The organism is Streptomyces verrucosisporus, from assembly GCF_017114865.1.
In the GTDB taxonomy this organism is placed as follows: domain Bacteria; phylum Actinomycetota; class Actinomycetes; order Streptomycetales; family Streptomycetaceae; genus Streptomyces; species Streptomyces fenghuangensis.
The window spans coordinates 69,191-94,942 of record NZ_JADEYH010000021.1 but is presented as its reverse complement, the minus strand read 5'-3'; the positions used below and the strand labels follow the sequence as shown (position 1 = coordinate 94,942).

General features: G+C 73.2%; 25 protein-coding genes, 1 tRNA gene and 1 riboswitch. Of the genes, 8 read left to right on the top strand and 18 right to left on the bottom strand.

Going from position 1 to position 25,752, the window contains the following annotated elements; all coding sequences use genetic code 11:
- Positions 1-439: 439 nt before the first annotated feature.
- Together IQ279_RS20990 and lhgD are read left to right on the top strand one after the other, a co-directional pair.
- Positions 440-1,960: an NsdA family TPR-like regulatory protein gene (locus tag IQ279_RS20990; RefSeq protein ID WP_206350444.1), complete on the top strand. Its 1,521-nt coding sequence runs from the start codon at positions 440-442 to the stop codon at positions 1,958-1,960.
- 137 nt (positions 1,961-2,097) lie between these two features.
- Positions 2,098-3,390, top strand: coding sequence for an L-2-hydroxyglutarate dehydrogenase (lhgD, locus tag IQ279_RS20985; RefSeq protein ID WP_241028485.1), 1,293 nt, complete (start codon positions 2,098-2,100; stop codon positions 3,388-3,390).
- Between the two features lie 34 nt (positions 3,391-3,424).
- Here lhgD and IQ279_RS20980 read toward each other — a convergent pair whose 3' ends face one another.
- On the bottom strand, positions 3,425-4,222 hold the full coding sequence (locus IQ279_RS20980; RefSeq protein WP_206350440.1) for an SAM-dependent methyltransferase: 798 nt from the start codon (positions 4,220-4,222) through the stop codon (positions 3,425-3,427).
- A 264-nt stretch (positions 4,223-4,486) separates the two neighbouring features.
- Here IQ279_RS20980 and trmB point away from each other — a divergent pair, with 264 nt between their 5' ends.
- Positions 4,487-5,353 (top strand): tRNA (guanosine(46)-N7)-methyltransferase TrmB, encoded by an 867-nt coding sequence (gene trmB, locus IQ279_RS20975; protein WP_372445197.1) that lies wholly within the window; start codon positions 4,487-4,489, stop codon positions 5,351-5,353.
- 94 nt (positions 5,354-5,447) lie between these two features.
- On the opposite strand, the gene IQ279_RS20970 is transcribed toward trmB, so the two are convergent.
- The 3 genes from IQ279_RS20970 to IQ279_RS20960 form a co-directional block, all read right to left on the bottom strand.
- Complete coding sequence (locus tag IQ279_RS20970; protein ID WP_206350438.1) at positions 5,448-6,575, bottom strand: MrcB family domain-containing protein; 1,128 nt, start codon at positions 6,573-6,575, stop codon at positions 5,448-5,450.
- A 72-nt stretch (positions 6,576-6,647) separates the two neighbouring features.
- Positions 6,648-7,217 carry a hypothetical protein gene (locus IQ279_RS20965; protein ID WP_206350435.1) on the bottom strand — a complete coding sequence of 190 codons (570 nt, stop codon included), beginning with the start codon at positions 7,215-7,217 and terminating at the stop codon, positions 6,648-6,650.
- Positions 7,208-7,858, bottom strand: coding sequence for an ATP-binding protein (locus tag IQ279_RS20960; RefSeq protein WP_206350434.1), 651 nt, complete (start codon positions 7,856-7,858; stop codon positions 7,208-7,210). The genes IQ279_RS20965 and IQ279_RS20960 overlap by 10 nt, the downstream gene beginning before the upstream one ends.
- A gap of 231 nt (positions 7,859-8,089) precedes the next feature.
- Between IQ279_RS20960 and IQ279_RS20955 the strand changes: the two genes are divergently transcribed.
- The 3 genes from IQ279_RS20955 to IQ279_RS20945 are packed head-to-tail and all read left to right on the top strand — an operon-like array spanning position 8,090 to position 9,667.
- A complete protein-coding gene (locus IQ279_RS20955) occupies positions 8,090-8,932 on the top strand; it encodes a helix-turn-helix domain-containing protein (RefSeq protein WP_206350432.1) in 843 nt (280 codons plus the stop codon).
- Complete coding sequence (locus IQ279_RS20950) at positions 8,932-9,168, top strand: DUF397 domain-containing protein (protein WP_206350430.1); 237 nt, start codon at positions 8,932-8,934, stop codon at positions 9,166-9,168. The genes IQ279_RS20955 and IQ279_RS20950 overlap by 1 nt, the downstream gene beginning before the upstream one ends.
- A gap of 10 nt (positions 9,169-9,178) precedes the next feature.
- Complete coding sequence (locus tag IQ279_RS20945; RefSeq protein ID WP_206350428.1) at positions 9,179-9,667, top strand: glutathione peroxidase; 489 nt, start codon at positions 9,179-9,181, stop codon at positions 9,665-9,667.
- A 57-nt stretch (positions 9,668-9,724) separates the two neighbouring features.
- Here the strand turns inward: IQ279_RS20945 and IQ279_RS20940 are convergent, their stop codons facing one another.
- On the bottom strand, positions 9,725-10,921 hold the full coding sequence (locus tag IQ279_RS20940) for an epoxide hydrolase family protein (RefSeq protein ID WP_206350426.1): 1,197 nt from the start codon (positions 10,919-10,921) through the stop codon (positions 9,725-9,727).
- Between the two features lie 63 nt (positions 10,922-10,984).
- On the opposite strand from IQ279_RS20940, the gene IQ279_RS20935 reads away from it, so the two are divergent.
- Complete coding sequence (locus IQ279_RS20935; protein ID WP_206350424.1) at positions 10,985-11,956, top strand: helix-turn-helix transcriptional regulator; 972 nt, start codon at positions 10,985-10,987, stop codon at positions 11,954-11,956.
- 74 nt (positions 11,957-12,030) lie between these two features.
- Positions 12,031-12,780 (top strand): antibiotic biosynthesis monooxygenase, encoded by a 750-nt coding sequence (locus IQ279_RS20930; protein WP_206350423.1) that lies wholly within the window; start codon positions 12,031-12,033, stop codon positions 12,778-12,780.
- Between the two features lie 170 nt (positions 12,781-12,950).
- On the opposite strand, the gene IQ279_RS20925 is transcribed toward IQ279_RS20930, so the two are convergent.
- The 13 genes from IQ279_RS20925 to IQ279_RS20865 all read right to left on the bottom strand — a co-directional run bounded on the left by IQ279_RS20925 (position 12,951) and on the right by IQ279_RS20865 (position 25,617).
- Positions 12,951-14,006: a M23 family metallopeptidase gene (locus tag IQ279_RS20925; RefSeq protein WP_206350422.1), complete on the bottom strand. Its 1,056-nt coding sequence runs from the start codon at positions 14,004-14,006 to the stop codon at positions 12,951-12,953.
- A gap of 11 nt (positions 14,007-14,017) precedes the next feature.
- Positions 14,018-14,196, bottom strand: a riboswitch (cyclic di-AMP (ydaO/yuaA leader).
- Positions 14,197-14,432: 236 nt separating this feature from the next.
- Positions 14,433-15,614: a PP2C family protein-serine/threonine phosphatase gene (locus IQ279_RS20920; protein WP_307792462.1), complete on the bottom strand. Its 1,182-nt coding sequence runs from the start codon at positions 15,612-15,614 to the stop codon at positions 14,433-14,435.
- Positions 15,615-15,730: 116 nt separating this feature from the next.
- Complete coding sequence (locus tag IQ279_RS20915) at positions 15,731-17,017, bottom strand: APC family permease (protein ID WP_206350421.1); 1,287 nt, start codon at positions 17,015-17,017, stop codon at positions 15,731-15,733.
- 200 nt (positions 17,018-17,217) lie between these two features.
- Positions 17,218-17,643: an SHOCT domain-containing protein gene (locus IQ279_RS20910; protein WP_206350420.1), complete on the bottom strand. Its 426-nt coding sequence runs from the start codon at positions 17,641-17,643 to the stop codon at positions 17,218-17,220.
- A gap of 232 nt (positions 17,644-17,875) precedes the next feature.
- Positions 17,876-18,037 (bottom strand): hypothetical protein, encoded by a 162-nt coding sequence (locus IQ279_RS20905; RefSeq protein ID WP_206350419.1) that lies wholly within the window; start codon positions 18,035-18,037, stop codon positions 17,876-17,878.
- Between the two features lie 37 nt (positions 18,038-18,074).
- The gene (locus tag IQ279_RS20900) at positions 18,075-18,431 is read right to left on the bottom strand and encodes a PRC-barrel domain-containing protein (RefSeq protein WP_206350417.1); all 357 of its coding nucleotides are present in this window, start codon (positions 18,429-18,431) and stop codon (positions 18,075-18,077) included.
- 337 nt (positions 18,432-18,768) lie between these two features.
- A tRNA-Lys gene (locus IQ279_RS20895) sits at positions 18,769-18,841 on the bottom strand.
- Positions 18,842-18,920: 79 nt separating this feature from the next.
- Complete coding sequence (locus IQ279_RS20890) at positions 18,921-21,020, bottom strand: LamG domain-containing protein (RefSeq protein WP_307792461.1); 2,100 nt, start codon at positions 21,018-21,020, stop codon at positions 18,921-18,923.
- Positions 21,021-21,332: 312 nt separating this feature from the next.
- The gene (locus tag IQ279_RS20885; RefSeq protein ID WP_206350413.1) at positions 21,333-23,285 is read right to left on the bottom strand and encodes a DEAD/DEAH box helicase; all 1,953 of its coding nucleotides are present in this window, start codon (positions 23,283-23,285) and stop codon (positions 21,333-21,335) included.
- A 252-nt stretch (positions 23,286-23,537) separates the two neighbouring features.
- A complete protein-coding gene (locus IQ279_RS20880; protein WP_206350411.1) occupies positions 23,538-24,302 on the bottom strand; it encodes a hypothetical protein in 765 nt (254 codons plus the stop codon).
- Between the two features lie 54 nt (positions 24,303-24,356).
- On the bottom strand, positions 24,357-24,731 hold the full coding sequence (gene crcB, locus IQ279_RS20875) for a fluoride efflux transporter CrcB (protein WP_206350410.1): 375 nt from the start codon (positions 24,729-24,731) through the stop codon (positions 24,357-24,359).
- Between the two features lie 8 nt (positions 24,732-24,739).
- Positions 24,740-25,258: a FluC/FEX family fluoride channel gene (locus IQ279_RS20870; protein ID WP_307792460.1), complete on the bottom strand. Its 519-nt coding sequence runs from the start codon at positions 25,256-25,258 to the stop codon at positions 24,740-24,742.
- Entirely contained in the window at positions 25,255-25,617 is a 363-nt protein-coding gene (locus IQ279_RS20865) for a metallopeptidase family protein (protein WP_206350408.1), read from the bottom strand. The genes IQ279_RS20870 and IQ279_RS20865 overlap by 4 nt, the downstream gene beginning before the upstream one ends.
- Positions 25,618-25,752: the final 135 nt, after the last annotated feature.

Genomic DNA, 25,752 nt, shown 5'->3' with positions numbered 1-25,752 from the left:
AGCCCTGCCGACGGGCCGCCGGTGCGGCGCCGGCACCTCTCCGGCAGTCCGGGAGGCTTCACCGCCTCCCGGACCGGACCGCCGTCCGCGGGGAATGGGACGACGGCATTCCCCCAGCCCACTGGTTCCAGTGCAGTGGGCCGACCCACGCAGCACCCATGGAAACGCCTCACCCGCCGACCGCACAGAGCGCACGGACGGGCGCACCGGCACACACCCGGAGCACACGCCAGGGGGGCATGCGCGGTGCGGCCCGGAGTGCCCGCCGGCGTCCCGCGCGCCGTTCGCGCGCCGCCGGCCCGCGCTCGGCGGAGCCTGCACGAATCCCGCCATCCCGGAAGACGGCCCTTAACGGTAGGGATGCGGCGAACTACGCTGGGTTGACGAATGCCCCGTGTGCGCGGCACGGGGTGGCCGTCGGTGTGTGTCAGGGGTGCGCATGTCCAGGGAGTCACGCGGGCCGAACGAGAAACTCGGCGCCGTCCTCGCCCTCGCCGGGATCAGCAACGCCGGGCTCGCCCGCCGGGTCAACGACCTCGGGGCGCAGAGAGGACTGACCCTCCGCTACGACAAGACGTCGGTCGCCCGCTGGGTCTCCAAGGGCATGGTGCCGCAGGGCGTGGCCCCCCATCTGATCGCCGCCGCGATCGGCAGCAAGCTGGGACGTCCCGTCCCGCTGCACGAGATCGGCCTGGCGGACGCCGATCCGGCCCCGGAGGTCGGCCTGTCCTTCCCCCGCGACGTCGGCGCGGCCGTGCGGTCGGCCACCGAGCTGTACCGGCTGGATCCGGCCGGGCGACGCGGTGGGGGCGGGGGCGTGTGGCAGTCGCTGGCGGGCTCGTTCTCGGTGAGCGCCTACGCCGTGCCCACCTCGCGCTGGCTCATCAAGCCCGCCGACAGCTCGGTGGCGCGGGACGCCTCGGCCCTGGCCGGAACCGCCCTGGCCGGGGCCGCCGGTGCCGCCGGGTTCGGTGCCGCCGGTGCGGGCCCGTTCCCCGGTCCTGGCGACGAGCAGCGCCCGCCCCCGCCCGCCTCCACGTCCCCGCGCGTGGGCCACAGCGATGTGGCCAAGCTGCGGGAGGCCGCGCAGGAGGCCCGGCGCTGGGACTCCAAGTACGGCGGCGGCGACTGGCGTTCGTCGATGGTCCCCGAGTGCCTGCGGGTGGACGCCACCCCGCTGCTGCTGGGCTCCTACAGCGACGAGGTGGGCCGCTCGCTGTTCGGCGCCACCGCCGAACTGACGCGCCTGGCCGGGTGGATGGCCTTCGACACCGGTCAGCAGGAGGCCGCGCAGCGCTACTACATCCAGGCGCTGCGGCTGGCCCGGGCGGCGGCGGACGTGCCGCTGGGCGGGTACGTGCTGGCCTCGATGTCGCTGCAGGCGACGTACCGCGGCTTCGCCGACGAGGGCGTGGACCTGGCACAGGCGGCGCTGGAGCGCAACCGCGGTCTGGCCACGGCCCGCACCATGAGCTTCTTCCACCTGATCGAGGCCCGCGCCCTGGCCAAGGCGGGCGAGTCGGCGGCCTGCGGCACCTCGCTGGCGGCGGCCGAGGGCTGGCTGGAGCGCTCCCGCGACGGCGATCCGGACCCGTCCTGGCTCGACTTCTACTCCTACGACCGCCTCGCCGCCGACGCCGCCGAGTGCTACCGCGATCTGAAGGCCCCGCGCCAGGTGCGCCGCTTCACCGAGCAGGCGCTGTCGCGGCCGACGGAGGAGTTCGTCCGCTCGCACGGTCTGCGGCTGGTGGTGTCGGCGGTCGCGGAGCTGGAGTCGGGCAACCTGGACGCGGCCTGCGCGGCCGGCACCCGGGCGGTGGAGGTCGCCGGGCGGATCTCCTCGGCGCGGACGACGGAGTACGTGCGGGACCTGCTGCACCGGCTGGAGCCGTACGGCGACGAGCCGCGTGTGGCGGAGCTGCGGGAGCGGGCCCGCCCGCTGCTCGCCGCCCCGGCGTGAGCTCGATGGGCGCCGCGCGCCCGGTGTGTCTCGTATGTCCTGTGTGTCCGGGCGCGGGCGGTACGGGCCGCTCCCGGAGGGCCGTTCGGATGTCCGGTGCGCGGCCGGACGGTTGTCCGTCGGTGCTCCGGGCCATGATGGAGGACGTGTCCACTGTCTCCTCGGCCGCCTCCTCCCCGTCCTCTTCCGCCGGCGGGCCCACCGCGCGGCGTGCGGCGTACGACTGCGACGTGCTGGTGGTCGGCGGCGGGATCGTCGGCCTGTCGACGGCGTACGCGCTCACCCGCGCCCGGCCGGGCACCCGGGTGGTGGTGCTGGAGAAGGAGGACGGGCCGGCCCGGCACCAGACCGGCCGCAACAGCGGGGTGATCCACAGCGGGATCTACTACCGCCCCGGTTCGCTCAAGGCCCGCTTCGCGGTGCGGGGTGCGACGGAGATGGTCAAGTTCTGCGCGGAGTACGGCATCGCGCACCGGGTGACGGGCAAGCTGATCGTCGCCACCGAGCGCGCCGAGCTGCCCCGGCTGCACGCGCTGGTGCAGCGCGGCCGGGAGAACGGCATCCCGGTGCGCGAGCTGGGCCCGGCCCAGATCGCCGAGTACGAGCCGCGTGTGAAGGGCCTGGCGGCCATCCACGTGGCCACCACCGGCGTCTGCGACTACGGCGCGGTGGCCGCCGAGCTGGCCCGCCTGGTGGAGGCGGCCGGGGCCGAGGTGCGCCACGGCGCGGAGGTCACCGCCGTGGACCGCCGCCCGGGTGTGGGCGTGGCCGTCCGTACGGCGTCGGGCGCGGTGGTGCGGGCGCGCGCCATGGTCAACTGCGCGGGGCTGCACTGCGACCGGGTGGCCCGGCTGGCCGGCGACGCGCCGCCGGTGCGGATCGTGCCGTTCCGCGGGGAGTACCACGAGCTGGTCCCGGAGCGTGGCCGACTGGTGCGGGGCCTGGTCTACCCGGTGCCGGACCCGGCGTTCCCATTCCTGGGCGTCCACCTCACGCGCGGCATCGACGGCTCGGTCCACATCGGCCCCAACGCCGTGCCCGCCCTGGCCCGCGAGGGCTACCGGTGGCGCACCGCCCGCGCCCGCGACCTGGCCGGAACGCTGGGCTGGCCCGGCTTCTGGCACATCGCCCGCCGCCACTGGCGCTACGGGGCCGGGGAGATGCGCCGCTCGCTGTCGAAGGCGGCCTTCACCGAGGCGGTGCGCCGCCTGCTGCCGGAGGTGGAGGCCGCCGATCTGCGCCCCGCCCCGGCCGGGGTGCGGGCCCAGGCGGTCGGGCGGGACGGCACGCTGGTCGACGACTTCCTGATCACCCAGGCCCCGCACACCGTCCACGTCCTCAACGCGCCCTCCCCGGCGGCGACGGCGTCCCTGCCGATCGGCCGCGAGGTGGCGCGGCGGGCGCTGGAGGCGCTGGACGCCGCGCGCTGACCCGTGCCGCGCCGCGGCCGTTCCGCAGAGCCCCCTACGGCTTGCGCGCGAGCCCGCCGTACACGGCCGTCTCCGGCCCCGGCTCGCCCTCCGGCCGCCACCGCGAGCACGAGACGACGCCGGGTTCCAGCAGCTCCAGCCCCTCGAAGAAGCCCGCGATCTCCTCCGGGTCGCGCGGGGTGTAGGGGGTGGCGGTGCCCCGGGCGTTGTGGCTCTCGATGGCCTGGACGTAGACCGGGTCGGCGGTGGAGCCGTCGTTCAGGCCGAGGAAACTGCCCGGCGGCAGGGCCTCGACCAGCCGCCGCACCACCGCGCGGGCCTCGTCGTAGTCGGGGACCAGGCCCAGGATGCCCATGAGCATCAGGCCGACCGGGCGCGAGAAGTCCAGCGTGCGCGCGGCCTCGGCCAGGATCCTCTCCGGGTCGCGGACGTCGGCGTCGATGTAGTCGCACGCGCCCTCGGGGGAGCTGGTGAGCAGGGCGCGGGCGTGGACCAGCACCAGGGGGTCGTTGTCGACGTAGACGATCCGCGACCCGGGCGCGGTGCGCTGGGCGACCTCGTGGGTGTTGTCCCTGGTGGGCAGGCCGGTGCCGATGTCCAGGAACTGCCGGACGCCCTCCTGGCCCGCCAGGTGCGTCACCACGCGCCCGATGAAGGCGCGCGAGGTGCGGGTGATGTCGCGCATGCCGGGGAAGGCCGCCAGGACCTTCTCGGCGGCGTCCGCGTCGACCTCGTAGTAGTCCTTGCCGCCCGCCAGGTAGTTCCAGATCCGGGCCGAGTGGGGCCGGGAGCTGTCGATCCCGCCTCCGCCGCCCGCCACTGCGCCTGCCATCCGTCCGCCTCCTCGTACCGGCCCTGAGAGGCACACGATCCCACACGGCGTCAGCCTCCACCCACCCCCTGGCGCCCCGGAGATCGTCCGCGTTCCGGGACCCCGGTCCCGCGAAACGGTCACCCTCCTGCCCGGACACCGTGCCCGGCCCACCCCCCGGGCCGCCTCGCGCCCTCCTGGCAGGCGGGTCCGACGCGGATCCCGCGGCCGGCCGTCCCGCGGTCGGCCAGGTCCGCGCCGGGCGGCCGTAGACTCGTACGCACTGTGTCCGAGAAGAATCCCCAGCCCGCCGAAGCGGCGGAAGCGACCGAGACGCCCGAAACGCACCCCGGAGCGCGCGGAGCGCTCGCGGCCCCCGCGCGGGACGGCCGGAGCGCGCACAGCGCGCCCGGCGCCATGTTCCCCGACGGCACCGGCCCCTCCGCCAACCCCGTCGGGGACCGCCACGAGCGCCGCATCCGCAGCTTCCAGCCGCGCCGCAGCCGCGTCACCGCCGCCCAGCGTGACGCGCTGCTGCGGCTGTGGCCCAAGTGGGGTGTGGAGATCGACGGCGACCGCCGCCTCGAACTCGACGAGCTCTTCGACACCCTCCCGCCCGGCTCGCCCGTGATCCTGGAGATCGGTTTCGGCATGGGCGAGGCCACCGTGCGGATGGCCGCCGACGACCCCGCCACCGGCATCCTCGCCGCCGACGTCCACACCCCCGGCCAGGGCAACCTGCTGGGGCAGGCCGAACGGCGGGGACTGTCCAACGTCCGGGTCGCCAACGGCGACGCGATCATCCTGCTGCGCGAGATGCTCGCCCCCGGCTCCCTCGCCGGGATCCGCGTCTTCTTCCCGGACCCGTGGCCCAAGAAGCGCCACCACAAGCGCCGCATCGTCCAGCCGGAGTTCGTGGAGCTGGCCGCCGCCCGGCTGCGTCCGGGCGGGCTGCTGCACTGCGCCACCGACTGGGAGCCGTACGCCGAGCAGATGCTCCAGGTGCTCACCGACTGCCCGGCCCTGGAGAACACCCAAGCCGACGGCGGCTTCGCGCCGCGCCCCGACTTCCGCCCGCTGACCCGCTTCGAGCAGCAGGGCCTGGACAAGGGCCACATCGTCCACGACCTCCTCTTCCGCCGCCGCCCCTGACCGGTCCGGCCGCAAGGCTCCCGAGTCTGTGACAACCAGTGCTGAGCGATACCTTCTACGCAAGGGCCTCTACACGCCCAGGAAAAAATTGAATTTAAATTTCAGTCAGTCCCCATTTATGCGCCAGAACTGACCCTTCCCAAGCACCGTCAGCGGTCCTCCATATGGACGCGATCCCTTGACTTTCCATATACTCGGCGAACACGCCGATATCCTCGGTGAAAAGTCCAACCAAACCAAGTCCTCCCTCTTTCTTAGAGTGGAGGAAGTATCTGTACTCAAGGATTTGCCCTACCGCCTCCCTGACTGCCTTCGTCGGGTTTCCATCCTTAACCACCTTGGCCTCAACCAGCCACTCTTGACCCAACTTCCTCAAGACAAGGTCACGTGGATGCATTCCCACAGTTACAGGCGTAAATCCGCGCCTCTCAATGTAGAGCGCGAAGCCATTAATAAGCTCCTCGTGGCTCCTGCTTCTATATTGCACGCGCCTCTTGATCTCTACCACGTAAGAACCGCTATCCTTGGGCTTGAAGCCTTCAAGCCCTTCCTTTTCCACGGCAGGATCATGCCTCGGTTTCCCCTGGTAGCTGACATGTAGCCGCTCTGGCTCTCGATGGCGCCAGAGATCCCGTTCGATGCTTGCCGCGTAGCGAAGAATCTCGGCAGCGCGCCAGAGATCACCACGCAAAACCTCTTCCTCCGGCATTTCCAGTATGCGGTATCTGCGCGCCAGCACGTTTCCAGCTTCATAGGCCCGTGGACGCCAATCCTCGGATCTGGCCTTCAGGTCAATACATGGATCCCAGCCTGCAATGATGTCTACGGGGATGAGGGCACGAATCTGGTGAGCCCTATCGCTCACCGCTTCACGCAACTTACCCCCTCTCCCCAACTTGCTACCATCTCTCTCCGATTCCGCAAGTTTCTCGATCCCCTGCTGGAGCGTCAGTGACACAGACTCCATGTCGGAAGAATAGATGTACGCCAAATAGAGGCCTTCTCTAGAGTCATCACTGACTCCAGGGTCAAAGACACCAATCCACGGCGAACGGGCGGCGGTTCCCTTCCCCCCGTTTCCTTCCACTCTGAGCCCACGAGGGAGCTTCATTTCCATCTTGCTGACCTTGCGCAAAAGCTGCTGCCCTGGAACGTCCTTGCCTGTCCCGGCGGTCCGGTCGTACCGCTCCGCGATCTGTATGAGCAACTGCCGTATGTCCATGCGCGGATACTGGCAGCCTCACGTTCACCTAGGCACACAGGAAGCACACATCATCGCGAGGGGGAGGCGCGCTCAGTCAACCCTCAGCCTTGGGCAAGAAGCCAGGGAGTTTGCGATCTCCCATGCTTCGAAGGCGCGGGTGCACCTCAGTTGGTCGTACCCTCGCAGTTCGCTGTCCGCGATGTTCCCTTCGCCGTCTTGGAACCGCTGAGACTCTTCCTCCCAACGGACCTCAAGGAATCTCGCCGCACGTACCAACTCATCAAGGCGTGCGAGTCCTGTCGAATCTCTGAGTACGGCATCGGTGGCGAAGCCCTCGCGGAGATCTGCCGCAATCCGGTCAATTCGCTCTAAGAGCTGCCGCACTGCGCGGCTCCCCCTGAGGTCCGGAGCAGGGGCTACCTCCCTCCAGTGGACGGGAGCGGAGGAGACGGTGATGCGTTCGGTGATCATGACAGTAACCAGGAAACTGTCATCTCGCCGGCTCAGGGGGATCAACTCCTGAACGACGACGCCGTCCAGAAGGCCGTTGCTCTGGGCTGTCATGACGAGGAAGACAAGGTCGCTCGAGTCCCACTGCCCCGGGTCGACTCCCCCCAAGTCCGCCACGACATCCGAAAGCGCCTCGTCCGTCAGTTCCACTGGCTGGTCTCCACCGCCATCGCCTCGAAGCGCGTCTGTGCGTGGTCGAGTGCGGTGTCCGGGTCGTGGCCGTGGGCGCTCAGCCAGTGGAGGACATCGGCGATCAGGTAGACGGCGTTCTCCTCGTTGGCGATGTCTGCCGCACATTCGAACGTGCCGTTCCGGTCGGCGTAGAGGGTCAGCAGCGCCTCGGCCCGGGTGACGCGCTTACCGCCGGAGTGGCCGTTCGGAGCGGTGAGGTCGGTTTCCAGCTCGCACCAGGTCACCTTGGCTTCCTCGCGCAGGATGACGCCCCACCCGGCAGCCAGGGCGTCGAGCAACGCCAGCCCCCGGCCCGTTTCCTGCTCACCCGACGGGCTGAGGAGAGTGGGAAGCGCCCTGATGTCCGGGTCGGTCAGCTCGATGCGGAGACGTGTCCGGTTCATCGAAACAGCGAGGGTGACCGGCGTACCCGTTCCGACGTGCCTGATGACGTTCGCGACGAGCTCGCTGACGCAGAGCTGAGCCGGGTCGACGGCTTCGTGAAGTCCCCAGAGCGTCAGGTGCTTTCGTACGGCACGCCGCAACGTGGACACCCCCTCCGGTTCGGCCAGGAAGGGGATCTCCCATCGCTTCCTCGACAGACAGTGGCTGGGACGCATGGGCGCCGTCCTTTCGAACTCGGGCTCCGCCTTGCCTTGGGCGTGTTCAGGCGAACGCTTTGAGTGACGATGCACGTGAGAGTATGGCACAGAAACTATCGCTGTGTAACTCTCACGAGAGAATGAAACGTCATCTACCCGCTTGTGAACTACCTTTGGTCAGCGATGACTTCGCGACGCACCGGGGCGGGCGGGCATCTGACATCGGTTCGAAGGGAGGCTCGGCCGGTCATGGCAGCAGGACCGACGACGCGACGCAGGCAACTCGGCGCCAACCTGCGCAGGTTGCGCAAGCAGAAGGGGCTGTCGCTGGAAGAAGCCGGTGAGCTGGTCGGTCTCTCCAAGGCGACGGTCAGCCGGTACGAGACCAAGGAAGGCTCGATCAAGTGGGCCTTCGTCGACGCCCTGTGCCGCGCGTATGGGGCATCGGACGAGGAACGGTCCCACCTCGTGGACCTCGCCAAGAACGCCAGGACCGAGGGCTGGTGGCAGTCGTACCTCGAAGCCATCCCCAGCCGGATGAACCTGCTGCTGACGTTGGAGAACGAGTCCGTCAGGGAGGACCACTTCTCGACCGTCTACGTCCCCGGCCTCCTCCAAACCCGCCGTTATGCCGAAGCGCTACACCGCACGGACCTGGCGGCTCTCCCAGAGGAGCAACTCCAGACCAACCTCGATGTCCGCATGAAGCGGCAGGAGATCCTCTCCCGGCCCGACCCGATGGAACTGAGGGTTGTCCTGGACGAGTCCGTCGTCCGCCGCGCGGGTCCTCCCGACGCCCGCAGAGAGCAACTGGCGCATCTGATCGACTGCGCTCGACAGCCCAACATCGACCTGCGAATCCTGCCGTTCGACGAGGGACACCTGTCCTCCGCCATGAGTACGTTCCTCATTCTGGTGGGCGCGGACCCGTCCCTGGACGTGGTCTACCAGGAGAGCCTGACGGTCTCCCTCTACCTGGAGAAGGACGCGGAGGTCGAGCAGTACCGCCGAGCTTTCGCCGATCTCCAGCAGCGGGCGCTGGAACCGGACGCCTCCATGACCATGCTTGACAAGCTACGCAGGGAGTTGTGATGCCTTCCACTCAGCACCATCGCGCCGACGAACTCGAGTCCGCGCACTGGTTCAAGTCCAGCCACAGCGGCGGGCAGGGACTGGAGTGTGTCGAGATCGCTTTCCTCACCGACCAGACCGCCGTGCGGGACAGCAAGGGGGCGGGCGGGCCCGTGCTGAGGTTTCCGGCGGGGGCGTGGGAAACGTTCCTGGGTGGTGTGAAGGCTCACGGCGGGCGCGGGCGCGAACTCTGCTAGACAAGGGCCCATGAGCCTCTACGACATCCCCCTTCGCACCCTGACCGGCGAGCCCACCACCCTCGGCGAGCACCGGGGCAAGGTGCTGCTGGTCGTCAACGTCGCGTCCAAGTGCGGGCTGACCCCGCAGTACGAGGGCCTGGAGCGGTTGCAGAAGGAGTACGCCGACCGCGGGTTCACCGTGGTCGGCGTGCCGTGCAACCAGTTCATGGGCCAGGAGCCCGGCACCGCCGAGGAGATCGGCACGTTCTGCTCGGCCACCTACGGCGTCACCTTCCCGCTGCTGGAGAAGACCGAGGTCAACGGGGACGGCCGGCACCCGCTCTACGCCGAGCTGACGAAGCTGGCCGACGCCGAGGGGCAGGCCGGGGACGTGCAGTGGAACTTCGAGAAGTTCCTGGTCGCGGCGGACGGCACCCCCGTGGCCCGGTTCCGTCCGCGCACCGAGCCGGAGGCGGCGGATGTCGTCGCCGCGATCGAGGAGCGGCTGCCCGCCTGATCCGGCGGCGGGCCGTTCGCGCCCGTCGGCGAACGGGCGGCCGGTCACGGACGGGCGTCAGCGCAGCGGGCGGAAGAAGGCGCGCAGATCGCCGGTGAGGAGGGCGGGCTGCTCCAGGGCGGGGAAGTGGCCGCCCCGCTCGAAGGCGCTCCAGTGGGCGACGGCGCCGTCGGGGTCGGCCAGGGCGCGCAACCCCGGGTGTGAGGCGAACTCCGCGACGCCGAGGGGGATGCCGGTGACCGGCTCGCCCGCCGGGCGCTCCCGGGCGAGGCGTGCCATCTCGCGGCGCGTCTCGTAGGTGAAGTGGGCCGTGGAGGCGCCCAGTCGGCCGAGCCAGTACAGCGTCACCTTCGTCAGGAGCAGGTCGCGGTCGACGGCGTCCTCGGGGAGTTCGGCGGCCGGGTCGGTCCACTCGTGGAACTTCTCGGTGATCCAGGCGAGTTGCGCGACCGGCGAGTCGGTGAGGCCGTAGCCGAGGGTCTGCGGGCGGGTGGACTGGATCCGGTACGAGCCCATCGCGTCCTCCCCGAAGGCGGGTCCGGGCCGTACGGCCACCGTCCCGGCCGCCGAGAGCACCGGCACCATGTCGTCCGTGCCCGCCATGGCCAGGTGCAGGCCGGCGACGTGCCCGGGATCCAGCCGCCGCACGGTGTCCGCGATGCCGCCGCCGACATCGAAGCCGTGGACGCCGTAGCGGTCGTGGCCGAGGCGGCGCATCAGCCCCGCGAAGGCGGCGGCCGTGCGCATGACGCCCCAGCCGGGGCCCGCCAGGGGGGTGGAGAAGCCGAAGCCGGGGGTGGAGGGGGCGATCACGTGGAAGGCGTCGGCCGGGTCGCCGCCGTGGGCGCGGGGGTCGGCCAGGGCGTCGGCGACCAGGAGGAAGTCCACCGGCGATCCGGGCCAGCCGTGGCACAGCAGCAGCGGCAGGGCGTCCGGTTCGGGCGAGCGCCGGTGAAGGAAGTGGAGGGTCTGCCCGTCGACGGTGGTGGTGAACTGCGGGACGGCGTTCAGCCGGGCCTCCTGCGCGCGCCAGTCGTAGGAGGTGCGCCAGTACTCGGCCAGCTCCCGCAGGTACGCCAGGGGCACGCCCCGCTCCCAGCCGGGCTCGGGCGACTCGGCCGGCCAGCGCGTACGGGCCAGCCTCTCGCGCAGGTCGGCCAGTTCGGCCTCGGGGACCTCGACGCGGAACGGGCGGACGGCGGCGGGGACGGTGTTCTCGGCGGGCGCGGTGTTTCCCGCGGTCTGCTGCTTCATGGGGACGACGCTAGGAGGGCATGAGGAACGGTTCTTTCCTCAGGCCGACGGCAGAATGAGGGGATGCTGGAGACCTCCGCACGACTGCTGCGCCTGCTCTCGCTGCTCCAGTCCCGCCCCGACTGGTCCGGCGCCGAGCTGGCCGAGCGGCTCTCGGTGACGCCCCGGACCGTCCGCAACGACATCGGACGGCTGCGCGCCCTGGGCTACGGGATCCACTCCGCCACCGGCACCTTGGGCGGCTACCGGCTGGGTGCCGGGGCGGCGCTGCCGCCGCTGCTGCTGGACGACGAGGAGGCCGTCGCCGTGGCCGTCGGCCTGCAGGCCGCCGCGGCCGGCTCGGTGACCGGCATCGAGGAGACCTCGCTGCGCGCCCTGACCAAGCTGCGGCAGCTTCTGCCCTCCCGGCTGCGCCACCGGCTCGACGCGCTGCGCGCCGCCACGGTCTCGGTGGGCGGCCGGCAGGGGCCGACCGTGGACCCCGGGGTGCTGACCGCGATCGCCGCCGCCGTACGCGACCGGGAGCGGCTGCGCTTCGACTACATCGCCCACGACGGGACCGGGAGCGTGCGCACCGTCGAGCCGCACCGCCTGGTCCACACCGGGCGCCGCTGGTATCTGCTGGCCTGGGACGACGGCCGCGGCGACTGGCGCAGCTTCCGCGCCGACCGCGTCCGCCTCCGCACCCCGAACGGTCCCCGTTTCACGCCACGGGAGCCGCCGGGCGGCGACGCCGTCGAGCATGTGCTGCGCGGGACGGGCTCGGCGGCGTGGCGGTACCAGGCCCGCGTACGGCTGCACGCGTCCCCGGCGGAGGCGGGCGAGCGGATCGTGCCGACGGCCGGGCTGCTGACCGACGACGGCCGGGGCGGATGCGTGCTGGAGACCGGGGGCGACTCCCTCCACAACCTCGCCGCGTTCCTGGGCACCCTGGATCTGCCGTTCACCGTGCTGGGCCCGCCCGAGCTGCGGGATCTGCTGCGCACTCTCGCCGACCGCTACCGGGCCGCCGCGGACGGTCCTCAAGCTCCTTGACTTCAAGGCGACTTGAGGTGTGAGTGTGGTTCCGCGAAGCGAGGGAACACCCCGGCCGACGAGGAGGCACACCCATGTCCGCGACGCCCGTGCACCCCGACCCCGCCCGCCCCGACGCAGGCGCCGTCCTCATCAGCGCCTGGGACGTCGGCACGCCCGAGCGGCAGCGGGCCGCCGCGGACGCCATCGCCGCCACCTGGGGCGGGCGGGAGTGGCCGACGCCGGACATCCTGTCGTACGGCGTCTACGCCGGGGCCGACGGCCGGACGCTGCTGCACTACTCCCAGTGGAAGGACGAGAAGGCGTACGAGGAGTACGTGCGCACCCACCGCCAGGAGCGCAACGACGAGATAGACGAAGCGGTGCCGGGGATCGAGCGGCTGCGCCTGGCGCGCACCCGGCGCCACCGCAGCCTGCCGGAGGGGCCCGACGGGGCGCGGGAGGGACGGCGGCCCGAGCCGGGGTGCGTGGTGGTCGTGGAGGTGGAGTTCGAGGGACCCGACGAGGCACGGCAGCGGGCGTGGGTGGACGCCGTCGCCGCCGCGATCGAGGACGACGGGGCCGACGGGAGCCTGCCGCCCGGCGGCATCGCGGCCCACTTCCACCTGAGCACGGACGGCACGCGTGTGATCAACTACGCGGAGTGGGAGAGCGAGCAGGCGCACATCGACGCTCTGGAGGCGCCGGGCGAGGGGATCGGTACGCCGTCGCCGCTGTGGGAGCGGGTGCGGAACTTCCCCGGGCTGGTGAGCAGTGATGTGGCGCGCTACCGGCTGCTGTTCTCCGCCGAGCGGCCCGGGGAACGGGCGGCAAGGGCGCGGTAGGCGCACGCGGGCGGAAAGGGACCGGCGGCCCTGGCGTCGGGGGGTGTCGCCAGGGCCGCCGGGGTGTATGGGCCGGGGCTCGAAGGGCCCGGGCCGGGGTGGGACGGGACGGATCGCTGCCGGGCGGACCGGCCGCCGGACGGGGCGGCCGCCGGACGGACCGGCCGCCGTCAGATGGACTGGCCCTTGCTCCGCAGCCAGGCCAGCGGGTCGATCGGGTCGCCGCCGCCGGGACGGACCTCCATGTGGAGGTGCGCGCCGGTGGAGTTGCCGGTGGAGCCGACGCGGCCGATGACGTCGCCGGTGGTCACCTTGCCGGTGGTGACGGTCATGGAGGACAGGTGGGCGTACCAGATCTCGGTGCCGTCGTCGAGGCGGAGGATGATGCGGTAGCCGTAGGAGCCCGCCCAGCCGGCCTCGACGATCTCGCCGCTGTGCACCGCCTTGACCGGGGTGCCGGTGGGGGCGGCGAAGTCCAGGCCGGTGTGGTTGCTGGACCACATCGAGCCGGACTGACCGAAGGTGGAGGTGAGCTGGTACGAGTTGAGGGGGAGGGTGTAGCTGGCCGCGAGCTTGGCCAGACGCTCGGCCTCGGCCTTGCGCGCCGCCTCCTCGGCGGCCTTGCGCTTGCGCTCGGCCTCCTCCTTCGCGGCCTGGTCCGCGGCTTCCTCGGCAGCCTGGCCCGCGGCCTGCTCGGCTGCTTCCTCAAGTGCGGCCTGGGCGGCGCCGGTCTGCTGCTGGTCGGCCTGCTGGAGGATGCGGGCCCGCAGCGCCTCGCCGGCGTCCGCCGTGACGACGGTCGTGGTGGCGTCGGAGGTGTCCAGGCCGGCCTGGGTGACGGTGCCGCCGAAGGGGCTGGCGGTCTCCGCCCGGGGGGCGGAGTCTTCGTCGCCGCCGTCGGAGACGAGGCCGCCGACGACGGGGATGCCCTCCGCCACGGCGCCGAGGTCCACGTCCGGCAGGGAGATGGCGACCGGCGACTTGTCCTTGGCGGTGGCTATGCCGCCCGCGCCGACCGCGGCGATCATGCCGACGCCGAGGACCGCTCCGCTGCGGGCCATGCCGTTGCGCTGCTTGGCGACGCGGTGCCGGCCGCGGACCGGGCGGACCGACTCCTCGGTCGGGTTCCACACCGGCTGGTCGCCGTCGCCTTCGGGACCGAACGGGGCGAAAGCGGCGGTGTGCGGGTCGTACGAGACCTCGGGGGCCGGGGTGCTGGACGCCACGGGGGCGCTCTCCTTTCCTTCCTTCTCGCCTACCGGGTTAGCTGACGGGTTCGGAGCAGGAAGGTCTCCTACGGATCCACACGGGCATGCCGCATGAATCCGATTCACCCCAATTGGTGGTTCCCCGGTTCCCTGGACGCGTCCTCGCTGTTGACGGGGCCGCGCTTGCGGGATTCGGCGACGGCGCACGGTGCCGCCCTCTTCGGCGACAGTGACGACCGCGCTGCGTTATCGAACGTTAATAGAGGTGCGCTCCGGATTCCAAGCCCCCTCTCTGGATACGGGGCTTTCTTGACGGAGGAGTATTCGGTCATCAGCACGCCAATTCGGGTGATTCGACCGCCGGATCGGCGCATGAGACGCACGCCACACGATCTGACGTTGCCTCAGTTGTTATGCACAGGGGTGCGTGGCGGCTACGGACGGTCACCGACGGGCGGGGGTGCCGAGCCCCCCCGGGGTCTCCGGGGGCCCGGGGTCGCGCATGACCGCCAGCAGCGCCATGTCGTCGCCCCGGTGCCTGCCGGTGTGCGCGCCGACTTCCGCGAGGAGGTGGTCGAGCAGGGCCGCCGGTTCGGAGAAGCGCTGTTCCCGCAGCCCCTCCGCCAGGTCGTAGAACACACCCGCCGCGTTCCGCGCCTCCGTCAGGCCGTCGGTGTGCAGCAGCAGCAGGGAGCCGGGCGGGAAGGCCACCGGTCCCGTCCGTCCGCTCCCGGGGGCGCCCGCCAGGCCCCCCAGCCCCAGCGGCAGCGCGTAGGCGTCCGCGTCCGGCTCCAGCAACCGCACCTCCCCCTCCCCGGTCAGCAGCACCGGCGGCGGATGGCCCCGGTTGACGAGCCGCAGGCTCCCCGGGGCGTCCGCCGGGGCCTCGGCGAACACGGCCGTGGCGAACTCCTCCGACCGGCCCGGCCCCGTCTGCAGCTGCGCCGCCCGCCGCAGCAGCGCGTGCTCGACGCGGTCCGCGACCGCCACCAGGTCCTCCTCGGTCTCGGCCGCCTCCCGGAAGGCGCCGAGCAGGACGGTGACCGTGCCGACGGCGCCCAGCCCCTTGCCGCGCACATCGCCCACCATCATCCGCAGCCCGTGCGGTGTGCGCTGCGCGCCGTACAGGTCGCCGCCGATCCGGGCGTGCGCCTGCGCGGCCTCGTAGCGGACCGCGATCCTCAGATCGCCGACCCGGCCGGGCGGCACGGGCAGTACGGCGAGCTGGACGGCCTCGGCGACACGGCGGGCCGAGGCCAGGTCCACATCACTGCGTGCCAGGACTTGGTTGATGACGAGGGCCAGCAGGGCGACGGTGGCGTTCGTGGCCATCCGGACCACGACCTCGTCCGCGGGCGGTCCGCTCGTCAGCAGCAGGACGACCTCGGTGGTCAGCACGGCGACCACCGTGTACACCGTGCCCCGGAGCGTCCACAGGGACGCCGTGAACAGGACCGCCGCGGCGAACGGCGCCCCCACGAAGAGCCGGTTGGGGGTCAGCAGGTTGACCGCCACCCCCAGCAGGATCAGCAGCAGGGGCAGCAGCCAGGGCGGGCGGCCGAGTACGGGGATGGCGCGGACGCGGGTCCTGCCGCCGCCCGTCTCCTGCCGCCCGTCACCGTGCACCCTTCCAACTCTTCCCGACTCCCGGCGCCCCGGCGAGTCGATCAAGCGCCGGCCGGACCACACGGGCACCCGGACGAGAGAACTCGGGGCGGAAGCGCGGGGGCGCGGGGGCGTGCCTACGCCCCGCGGGCGGCGAGCGCGCGGCGCACCCCGTAGGAGGCGGCGCCGGCCGCCAGCACCACCGCCCCCGAGACCACCGAGGCGAGCGGCAGGGCGAAGGCCAGCACCACGCACCCGGCCAGCCCCACCGCCGGCACGATCCGCGGCGGCCGGCCCTCGCCGGGGCCCAGGGTCCAGGCGGAGGCGTTGGCGATCGCGTAGTAGGCCAGGACGCCGAAGGAGGAGAAGCCGATCGCACCGCGCAGGTCCCCAGTGGCGGCCACCACCGCCACCACCGCGCCGACCGCCAGCTCGGCGCGGTGCGGCACGCCGAAGCGCGGGTGCACGGCGGCCAGCACGGACGGCAGGTGCCGGTCGCGGGCCATCGCCAGGGTGGTGCGGGAGACGCCGAGGATCAGCGCCAGCAGCGAGCCCAGCGCCGCCACCGCCGCCGCCACCCGCACCACCGGGACCAGCTCCGGTACGCCCGCCGCGCGCACCGCGTCGGCCAGCGGCGCGGTCGCCCTCCCCAGCCCGTCGCCGCCCAGCACGCCGAGCAGCGCGACCGCGACGGCGGCGTAGACGACCAGGGTGATGCCCAGCGCCACCGGGATCGCCCGGGGGATGGTGCGGGCCGGGTCGCGCACCTCCTCGCCGAGGGTCGCGATGCGCGCGTAGCCGGCGAAGGCGAAGAACAGCAGGCCCGCCGCCTGGAGCACCCCGCCGGGCGAGACGTCCCCCGCCGGGGCCGACCAGAAGGCCAGCCGGGCGGCGTCCGTCCCGCCGGAGGTCAGGCAGACGACCACGACGGCGGCCAGCACCGCCAGTACGACCGCCACGATCGCGCGGGTCAGCCAGGCGGTCTTGCGCACGCCCGCGTAGTTCACCGCCACCAGCGCCGCGACCGCCGCGACCGCGACCGCGTGCGCCTGCCCGGGCCACACGTACAGGCCCACCGTCAGGGCCATCGCCGCGCACGAGGCGGTCTTGCCGACCACGAAGCCCCAGCCGGCCAGATGACCCCAGAACTCCCCCAGCCGCTCGCGGCCGTAGACGTAGGTGCCCCCGGACTCCGGGTAGCGGGCGGCCAGCCGGGCCGAGGAGGTCGCGTTGCAGTACGCGACCACCGCCGCCAGCGCCAGGCCGAGCAGCAGACCGGCCCCGGCCACGCGGGCCGCCGGGGCGAAGGCCGCGAAGACGCCCGCGCCGATCATCGAGCCCAGGCCGATCACCACCGCGTCGCCGGTGCCCAGCCGCCTCTGCAGCCCGGGAGCCTCCCGTGCGCCCTCCGCCGTCCCGCCCATCCGCGTCCCCTCCCGTGGGTGTGCCCGTGCCGTTCGCGCCGGCCGCACCGGACGCTACCGCCACAGGGCCCGCCCCCGCCCCCGGGGCCGCCGCCGGGCGGGGGCGGCCCCGGGAACGCGGCCGGGCGTGGAGAGGCCGACGGCTCCACGGCGGCGCGGAACCCGTCCGCGCCGCCGTGGAGCCGGGCCCCGCCCGCCGCTCAGGCCAGGATCTTCTCCTTGGCCCGCTGGTACTCGTTCTCGGTGAGGTCCCCCTTCGCCTTGAGCTCGGAGAGCCTGGCCAGCTGGTCGACGCCGGCGGCACCGCCGGCGTCGGCGCCCGTTCCCGCGGTCTCGCGGATGTAGGCGTCGAAGACCTCCCTCTCCGTCCTGGCCCGCCTCATCTCGCGCTCGCTCATCCCCTTGCCGCGGGCGACCAGGTAGACGAGTACGCCCAGGTAGGGAAGGGCGATCACGAAGACGAGCCAGCCGGCCTTGCCCCAGCCGTTCAGCTCGTGGTCGCGGAAGACGTCGGTGATGACCTTGAACAGCAGGATCAGCCACACGACCCACAGGAAGAACCACAGGAAGGTGAGGAACGCTCCCAGCACCGGATAGTCGTAGGCCATGTACAGGTACCCGTCCATTGCTCCACCTCGCGGTCGGACGGTCGCTCCGGCCGGGCGCTTTGGTCCCAGGCTGCCGGGCCGGCACGGCTGTCGTGTTCGTCTGTTCGCCGCCGGACGCGTCCCCGCATGGAGGTGCCGCCCGGCCGCTTCCACGGGGCCGGCCAGGTGTTTTCACACTCTTTCGGCCCTCTCGTTCAGTATTGCGCCCCCGGTCCGGCACGCAACACGGCTCCCGTCCGGGCGCGGCGGCTCAGCGGCCGGTGCGGCGGCGGGACCGCTGCAGGGAGATCACGAGGACGGCGAGCACCAGGACCCCGATCCCGATGAACAGCAGGTAGAGCAGCCCCTCCACCACCGCGCCGAGCACTCCCAGCACGGCCGCGACGAGGAGCAGGAGCAGGAAGAGCCACATGGTCGAACGCCTCCTTCGCGCTGTTCGGACGCGCCGGTCAGCCGCGCGCCAGTCGGCGCTCGCCTCCGGCGCCCGGGCGGTAGGGAACTCCGTAGTGCCGGAAGACCGGCTCCTCCTCCTCGGCGGAGAGCACGTCGTCGGTGCCGATGGAGGGGGCCTTCTTCACCAGCGCCTTGCCGTACCGGACCCTGAGGTAGTCCGGGCCGGCGACCGCCTCGTCCAGGGGCACGAACACCAGGCGCTGACGGGTGGGCAGTCCGATCCGCACGGTGACCATGGCCGGCTCGTCGGTCGCCGTGTCGGTGTAGACAGCTTCGAGCGGGCCGACCTTGTGCCCGTCCGCGTCGACGACGTCACGGCCGCGCCACTCGCGGATGTCTGCTGGACGGATCATGCGCTCAGCTCCCTGGACGGACGGTCCGGACGGCGGGCCCGTGCCGTGCGCCCGCACGCGTGCGCGGAGCCGGCCCCCGGGACCCGCCGCGCCATGGGCGCGGCGGTTACGCCCCCATGCTACGTCCAAGCCGCTTTCCGGGCATAAGCGACGAATCACCGCCTTCGCGGGCCCTGCCCCGCCCCGCCCCCGCCGTACGGCACCCTCCGCCGCACCGAAGCGCCCGCACGCCCAACGCCCCCGCCGCACCCACGGGTTCGGCCGACGGGACCGCGCCGGAAACGGCGGAACCCCCGCCGACCTGCGTCGGCGGGGGTCCTGGCCCCGAGGGGTCCGGTAGGCCGTGTGGGACTCGAACCCACAACCAATGGATTAAAAGTCCACTGCTCTGCCAATTGAGCTAACGGCCCGCCCCCGAAGCATAGCCCGGAGAGGTGCCGCGCTTCGAAGGCATTGCGCACGGTGTCACGGCCGGTGGGCCGGCGCGGTCTACAGGTCGGGCATCTCCATGGACATGCTCAGCATCATGAGCCGGGACTCGGTGAGTGTGCCCGAGTAGGCGCGGACCTCGTCCACATCGCCGTGCAGGTACTCGCCCCAGCCGCCGTCCGTCAGCGCGCGGCCCACCTGGAGGCCGCCGGTGGCCGCCCAGGTACGGGAGGCAGGGAGGTCCGCCTCGGCCGAGACCTGCAGGCTGCCGTCCACGTAGAGCCGTACGGTGCCGCCGCTCGCGTCGTACACCACCGCCAGGTGCTGGCCCGAGGGGTCGCCCGCGTAGGGCTCGGCCGTGACGGTGGTCGTTCCGGCGTCCGCGCGGTCCGCGTGGGAGACGGACAGCTCCCAGCGGTGGACGTCGGCGCGGTAGCGGACGACGAGGGCGTTGGTGTGCTCGCCGGGCAGGGACAGCACGGCCATGTCGCGGGACGGCTCGTACTCGGCGACGCGCACCCGGGCGGCCAGGGTGAAGCCGTCGTCCGTGGCGACGGGCGGCGCCGCGGTGGCCGCGTGGTCGCCGTCGCCGTCGAGCCGCAGGTGTCCGGTGCCGACCAGGGGCTGCTCGGCGTCGCAGAAGATGTCGGTGTCCGTACTGCACTCCGGCACGAAGACCCCGGCGTCGCCTCCCAGAGCCAGCTCCTGGCCGCCGTCGTACTCGGGACTGGTGCCGTCCGGCGCCTCGTTGAGCGGCCAGTAGCCGGTGCGCTCGGCCCCGCGCTCGGCCAGCTCCGTCAGCTCGCCGGCGGTGGCGATCCGGTCCCATGCCCGGACGTCGGCGAGTTCGCCGTGCCAGTGACCGCCCGCCTCACCGTCCCGGTGGGCGCGGCCGATCTGCAGCGCCCCCGTGGCCTCGGCCCCGGCGGCCGGCTCCTCGGTGGCCACGGCGCGGCCGTTCACGTACAGCCGGGCCGTGCCCGCCACCGGGTCGTACACGCCGGCGAGGTGGGCCCACTGCCCGGCCGCCGGGTGGCCGCCTCGGACCTTGAGAGGGCCGGAGCCGGTCGGCAGCTCGAAGGTCCATGCCGGGCCCGTGCCGTCCGCGCCGCCGTCCGCGTCGAGGCCGAGGGTGAACGGGCCGCCCGAGGTGCCGTCCTGACCGACCGCCGTCATGTCGCGGTCCACGTTCCGGGGACGCACCCACAGCCCCGTGGAGAAGACCTGGGTGGTGTCCACGGCGGTGGTGCCGGGCGCGAGGTGGGCGTCCTTGGTGCCGTCGAGGGCGGCCGCCGAGGTGATGGACGTGCCGGAGGGGCCGGCCGCACCGAACTCCACTCCACCGCCTGCCGCGGCCGGGTGCCGGCCGGACTCGTCCGCGGCCTCACCGGAGCCGGCCGGGTCCGCCAGCTTCCAGTGGGACACGGGGGCGCGGCCGTCGCCGACGCGGAAGCCGTGCCGGGCGGGGGCGCTCGTGTTGCCCGCCCGGTCCACGGCCTGCGCCTCGATCCAGTGGGACCCGCTCCTCGTGGGCACCCACCGGACCGTCACAGGCTCGCCGGAGCCGGGCACGGGGACGGTCCGGGGCGAGCCGCCGTCGAAGGAGTACCGGTAGGCCACCGTGTCGTCGTCGGCCGCCTCGAGGACGAAGGACCCGTAGTCGCCCACACCGTCGTGCCAGGCGTCGTCGTCGGGGTAGTCGGAGGAGGAGACCGCCGGCGCGGCGGGGGCCTCGTTGTCGTGGACGAAATCACAGCGGTGCTGCCCGCCGGAGGAACTCCACGGCCCCCACTCCGTGCCGTCGTGCGCCCGTGCCCGCCAGGAGATCACCGTGTGGGCGGGGATGTCCGAAGGAGCGGACAGGGTGAACGGGGAGCCGCTCTTCTTGTACGTGGTGGGGCCCAGCGTGCGCCGCTGCCGCTCGCCGTCGGCGTCCTTCCAGACGATCTCGAACTCCCCCGCGACCGGCGCGGCGTCGGGGTCGTGGAGTACGGCCCGGAGCCGGGGAGGCGTCCCGACGTGCGGGCGGTCCTCTCCGGCGGCGCACTCGGCGCTCCCGGTGGACAGTTCGGAGACGGGCGGCCGGGACGGCGGGCTGTTCTCCGCCGCGGCGGCCACCGCCGGCAGGCCGGTCACGGCCAGGGACGCGGTCGCCGCCACGGCGGCGAACCGGGCCGGCCGGGACCGGTGGCCGGCTCTTCGGTGCTCTCGCACGTTCTGATCACCCTTCGGATTCCTCGGGGACATCGGCCCTCCGCTCGTACCGCACCCGGCGGAGACGGAGGCGGGAGAAGGCAGGCGGAGGCAGGAGAGAGGTGGGGGTTCCGTGCGTCCGCCGTGCAAGTCCCCGGGAGGCTACCAACGGGTGGTGACATCGGCACCGCGATATCCACCGCCGGTGCGGCCCGGAAACGCCGGAGGGCCCGGCCCGGAGCGATGCTCCGGGCCGGGCCCTCAACCGGTCTGTCAGGCTCAGCCGTTGCGCTTCCAGCGCGGCTTGTCCGCGCGGCGGTCGAACGAGCGGCCGCCGCCGCGGTGGTCGCCGCCCTGGTGCCCGCCGCCCTGGTAGCCGCCGCCGCGGTGGTCGTCACGGCGGCCGTAGGGACGGCGGTCGTCACGGTCGCGGTCGCGGTTGAAGGGACGGCGGTCGTCGCGGTCGCGGTTGAACGGACGGTCTCCGCCGCCGCGGTGGCCGAACTCGCGCCGGTCGTTGTCACGGCGGAAGCCGCCCCGGTCGTCACGGCGGTCGCGGTTGAACGGGCGGCGCTCGCCGCGGTCGCCACGGTCACCGCGGTCGTCGCGCCGGTCCCGGTTGAACGGACGGCGGTCGCCGCGCTCGCCGCGGTCGTCACGGTCCCGGCTGTACGGGCGGCGGTCGTCACGGTCGCGGTCGCGGCGGAAGTTGCCCCGGTCGTCGCGGCGGTCGTACGACCGCTCCTCGCGCGCCCGGCGCGCGTCGGCCTCGGCCTTCGCCTCCGCCGCGTCGGCCTCGGCGGTGAACTCGGCCACCGCCGCCTCGGTCGCCTCGGCGACCGCGGCCACGGCCGCCTCCGGGTCGTCGCCCCGCTCGCGGGCGGCGCGCGCCGACAGCTTGTCGGCCTCCTCGCGCAGCTCGGCGGCGCGGCGCTGCGCGCGCTCCAGCTGCCGGGTGATCTCGGCCACCTCGCGCTCGGCCTGCTTGGCGGCGTTCAGCGCCGACTCGGCCTGCACCTCGGTCAGCGACCGGGCGCCGGTGATCTCCACCACGTCGTCGTCGAAGGCGTCGCCGCGGCCGATGACGTGGCGCGAGGCGTCCACGCCCGCGTCCTCCATCAGCCGGAAGATCTGCCGCCGCTGGTGCGGCAGCGCCAGCGAGACGACCGTGCCGGAGCGGCCCGCTCGGGCGGTGCGGCCGGAGCGGTGCAGGTAGTCCTTGTGGTCGCCGGCCGGGTCCACGTTGAGCACCAGGTCGATGTCGTCGACGTGGATGCCGCGCGCGGCGACGTCGGTGGCGACCAGCACGTTGACGCGGCCGTCCTTGAAGTCGGCCAGCGTCCGGGTGCGCAGTCCCTGCGTCATGCCGCCGTGCAGCGCGTCCGCCCGCACGCCCGCCTCGCGCAGCTGCTCGGCCACGCGGTCGGCGCCGAGCTGGGTGCGGACGAAGACGATGGTGCGGCCCTTGCGCGCGGCGATGGCGGCGGTGACCGGCGCCTTGTCGCGCGGCTTCACGATCAGCACGTGGTGGCTCATCGTCGTGACCGCGCCCTGGGCCGCGTCCACCTCGTGGTGGACGGGGTCGACGAGGTAGCGGCGCACCAGGGTGTCGATCTCGTTCTCCAGCGTGGCGGAGAACAGCATCCGCTGGCCGCCGGCCGGCACCAGGTCGAGCAGCTCGGTGACCTCGGGCAGGAAGCCCAGGTCGGCCATCTGGTCGGCCTCGTCCAGGATCGCGGTCTCCACGTCGTCCAGCGAGCAGGAGCCGCGGTTGATCAGGTCGCGCAGCCGGCCCGGGGTGGCGACGAGGATGTCGACGCCGCGCTCCAGAGCGGCGATCTGGTTGCCCATCGAGGTGCCGCCGCAGACGACCTTCAGCTTCAGGCCGAGGACGTCGCCGTACGGCTGGAGCGCGTCGCTGACCTGCATGGCCAGCTCACGGGTGGGGGTGAGGATGACGCCGCGGGGGCGCTTGCGCTCGGTGCGGCCGCCGGCCAGGCGGGCCAGCAGCGGCAGGCCGAAACTGAGCGTCTTGCCGGAGCCGGTACGGCCGCGGCCGAGGACATCTTTGCCCGCCAGCGCGTCCGGGATGGTCGCGGCCTGGATCGGGAACGGGACGGTGACGCCGTTGTGCGCGAGCTTGCGGACGATCTCGCCGGGCAGACCGAGGTCGGCGAACGTGGTCGTCGGCTCGTCCTCGGGCAGGACGACGTCAGGGGTGGTCACAGACATGCGAAAACAAACCTCTCGGAAGTCACATGGCACGCGCCCGCAACTCCGTGTTTTCGCATAAGACCGCCTCGATGCGGTCAGCCACGGCTCAGGTGAGGAACGCGCCACACGGCGCGCTACTGATTCACGGCGCCGGGCAAATGGGAGCAAACGATCTGCCACCATACGACCTCCCCTCCCCGAGCGCAAATCCGTTGTCCGCGCTGCCGGTGGGGCGGGAGGAACGGCGGTGGCGACCGCCTGCGGGGAAGTCTACCGGTCCGCGGGACCGAAGCGTTCGCCTGAGAAGTGCGGGCCGCCGGTTCCGTGGATGCCGTCCGGGGAGTGAACGACGGACGGCCCCGCGTTCATTCCGTACCGCGCCGACAGCCCGGAAAGCCCCTCGGCGCCGGCCTCCGCTCCTTCGCCGGGGCCGTCCTGCGCACCGTCTCCCCCGCTGTCTCCGTCGCCTCCGCCGGTGCCGCCGTCCCCGCCACCGGTTCCGCCGCTCCCCTGTGACGGGGTGGGCTCGGCGGGCGGGGTGGTGGGGTCCGCGGGCGGTGGCGCGGCGGTGCGCGAGGGGGCGGGCGGGGCGGGCGTGCGCCCTCCGCCTCTGCCCGAACTCGCCGACGCGGACGGCTTCTTCGGCTTCGGAGCGCCCGCCGTGGGGGCGGCGGGGGAGGCCGAGGGGGAGGAGGGTGGCGAGCCGGACGGCCGCTTCGAGGGCCCGTCCTCGCCGCCCCGGTCCTTGCGCCCGCCCTGCTCCGCGTGGTCCGCGCCCCGCTTCCCGCCGCGCGGGGCGACCCCGCTGCCCGGCCGCGGGTCGCCGGCGTCCCTGGAGACCCGGTGCCCGGCGGGCTCCCGGCCGCCGCCCTCCTCCCCCTCGCCTCCGGAGGAGCCGACCGTCATGCAGCCGCTGAGGGTGGCCAGCAGCAGGGCGCCGGCGGCCGTACGGACGCTCGCGCGGGCGTCCGTACGGACGGGCCGGCGGGCGTGCTTGCGGGCGTGCTTGCGATGGGCGGGACTGGACGGGCGCACGGGCGGCACCTCCGGAGGGCGGGAGACGGGCGGGCTCCCCCTGCCCAACTCCCGTCAGCCCGCCAGGTAACGCGTCAGCTCCAGCCCCGCCCACACCGCTCCCAGGGCGACCGGCGGCGTGACGGCCGCGTTCGCCAGCGCCGCCCGCCGGTGGCCGCTCTCGGCCAGCCGCAGCGTCTCGTAGGAGAAGGTGGAGTACGTCGTCAGCGCGCCGCACAGCCCCGTGCCGAGCAGCGCGGCGGCCCCCGGCCCCGCCGCCCCCGCCTCGACGGCGCCGGTCACCAGGCCCAGCAGCAGGCTGCCGGCGGCGTTGACGGTGAGGGTGCCCCAGGGGAAGAGCGACTCGTGCCGCGACTGCATGGCGCGGTCCACCGTGTACCGCAGGCACGCTCCCGCCGCGCCGCCGAGCGCCACCGGGAGCCAGCTCACCGCGCCGCTCACCGCGCCACGGCCGCCCGGGTCGCGGCGGTGGCCGCCCACACGGCGCCGAGGGCGGCGGCCGGGGTGGCGCCCAGGTACAGCAGCGCGGTGCCCGCGGCGCCCTCCTCCAGCAGCCGTACGGCGTCCAGCGCGTACACGGAGAAGGTGGTGAAGCCGCCCAGCACGCCCGTGCCCAGGAAGGGCCGGGTCAGCGGATGACGCGCCCGCGCCCCGCCGGGCCCCTTCCCGCCGTGCTCCTCCAGCAGCGCCATCAGCACGCCGATCAGGGCGCACCCGGCGGCGTTGACGGCGAGGACGGCCCAGGGGAAGCCGCCGGGCGCGGCGGGCCAGGGCAGGGTGAGGGCGTACCGGGCGCAGGCGCCCAGCGCACCGCCCGCCGCGACGGCGGCGAGGACGGCCACCGCGTGCGCCCCGGCGGTCTCGGCGCGCTGGGCGGGTACGCGCAGATCGACGTCGGGGTCGATCACCCCGTCCCCGGCCCCCTCCCCGCGCCCCTCCCCGGAGCCTCCGCTCACGCGTAGCCCAGGTCGTGCAGCCGCTCGTCGTCGATGCCGAAGTGGTGGGCGATCTCGTGCACCACGGTGATCTCCACCTCCTCGACGACCGTCTGCCGGCCGCCGCCCTCGCGCCCGCACATCCGCAGGGTGGGCCCGCGGTAGACGGTGATGCGGTCCGGCAGGACGCCCGCGTACCACTCGCCGCGCTCGGTCAGCGGCGTGCCCTCGTAGAGCCCGAGCAGTTCGGGATCCTCGGCGGGCGGCTCGTCCTCCACGAACACCGCCACGTTGTCCATGAGCCGCGTCAGCTCCGGCGGGATCCGGTCGAGCGCCTCGGCCACCAGTTCCTCGAACTCCTCGCGCGTCATCTCCAGCACGCGCCCATTGTCCGTCACGGCACGCGGACGGCGCACGGGCCGGCGTACAGGGGGCGCGGCGCGGCGGCGCACCGGGCGGCCGCCGCCCGTCCACCGCGTGTCCGCCGCATAGTCGCCACCCGGACGGGCATATGG

What these genes read in the sequence shown, in the direction of transcription:
- IQ279_RS20950 (WP_206350430.1), top strand. Translation starts at nt 8,932, where the DNA reads ATGCCTTCCACTCAGCACCATCGCGCCGACGAACTCGAGTCCGCGCAC.
- IQ279_RS20980 (WP_206350440.1), bottom strand. Translation starts at nt 4,222, where the DNA reads ATGGCAGGCGCAGTGGCGGGCGGCGGAGGCGGGATCGACAGCTCCCGG.
- IQ279_RS20885 (WP_206350413.1), bottom strand. Translation starts at nt 23,285, where the DNA reads ATGTCTGTGACCACCCCTGACGTCGTCCTGCCCGAGGACGAGCCGACG.
- IQ279_RS20900 (WP_206350417.1), bottom strand. Translation starts at nt 18,431, where the DNA reads ATGATCCGTCCAGCAGACATCCGCGAGTGGCGCGGCCGTGACGTCGTC.
- IQ279_RS20960 (WP_206350434.1), bottom strand. Translation starts at nt 7,858, where the DNA reads ATGCGTCCCAGCCACTGTCTGTCGAGGAAGCGATGGGAGATCCCCTTC.
- IQ279_RS20945 (WP_206350428.1), top strand. Translation starts at nt 9,179, where the DNA reads ATGAGCCTCTACGACATCCCCCTTCGCACCCTGACCGGCGAGCCCACC.
- IQ279_RS20930 (WP_206350423.1), top strand. Translation starts at nt 12,031, where the DNA reads ATGTCCGCGACGCCCGTGCACCCCGACCCCGCCCGCCCCGACGCAGGC.
- IQ279_RS20905 (WP_206350419.1), bottom strand. Translation starts at nt 18,037, where the DNA reads ATGTGGCTCTTCCTGCTCCTGCTCCTCGTCGCGGCCGTGCTGGGAGTG.
- IQ279_RS20970 (WP_206350438.1), bottom strand. Translation starts at nt 6,575, where the DNA reads ATGGACATACGGCAGTTGCTCATACAGATCGCGGAGCGGTACGACCGG.
- IQ279_RS20935 (WP_206350424.1), top strand. Translation starts at nt 10,985, where the DNA reads ATGCTGGAGACCTCCGCACGACTGCTGCGCCTGCTCTCGCTGCTCCAG.
- IQ279_RS20915 (WP_206350421.1), bottom strand. Translation starts at nt 17,017, where the DNA reads ATGGGCGGGACGGCGGAGGGCGCACGGGAGGCTCCCGGGCTGCAGAGG.
- IQ279_RS20910 (WP_206350420.1), bottom strand. Translation starts at nt 17,643, where the DNA reads ATGGACGGGTACCTGTACATGGCCTACGACTATCCGGTGCTGGGAGCG.
- IQ279_RS20955 (WP_206350432.1), top strand. Translation starts at nt 8,090, where the DNA reads ATGGCAGCAGGACCGACGACGCGACGCAGGCAACTCGGCGCCAACCTG.
- lhgD (WP_241028485.1), top strand. Translation starts at nt 2,098, where the DNA reads ATGGAGGACGTGTCCACTGTCTCCTCGGCCGCCTCCTCCCCGTCCTCT.
- IQ279_RS20940 (WP_206350426.1), bottom strand. Translation starts at nt 10,921, where the DNA reads ATGAAGCAGCAGACCGCGGGAAACACCGCGCCCGCCGAGAACACCGTC.
- IQ279_RS20990 (WP_206350444.1), top strand. Translation starts at nt 440, where the DNA reads ATGTCCAGGGAGTCACGCGGGCCGAACGAGAAACTCGGCGCCGTCCTC.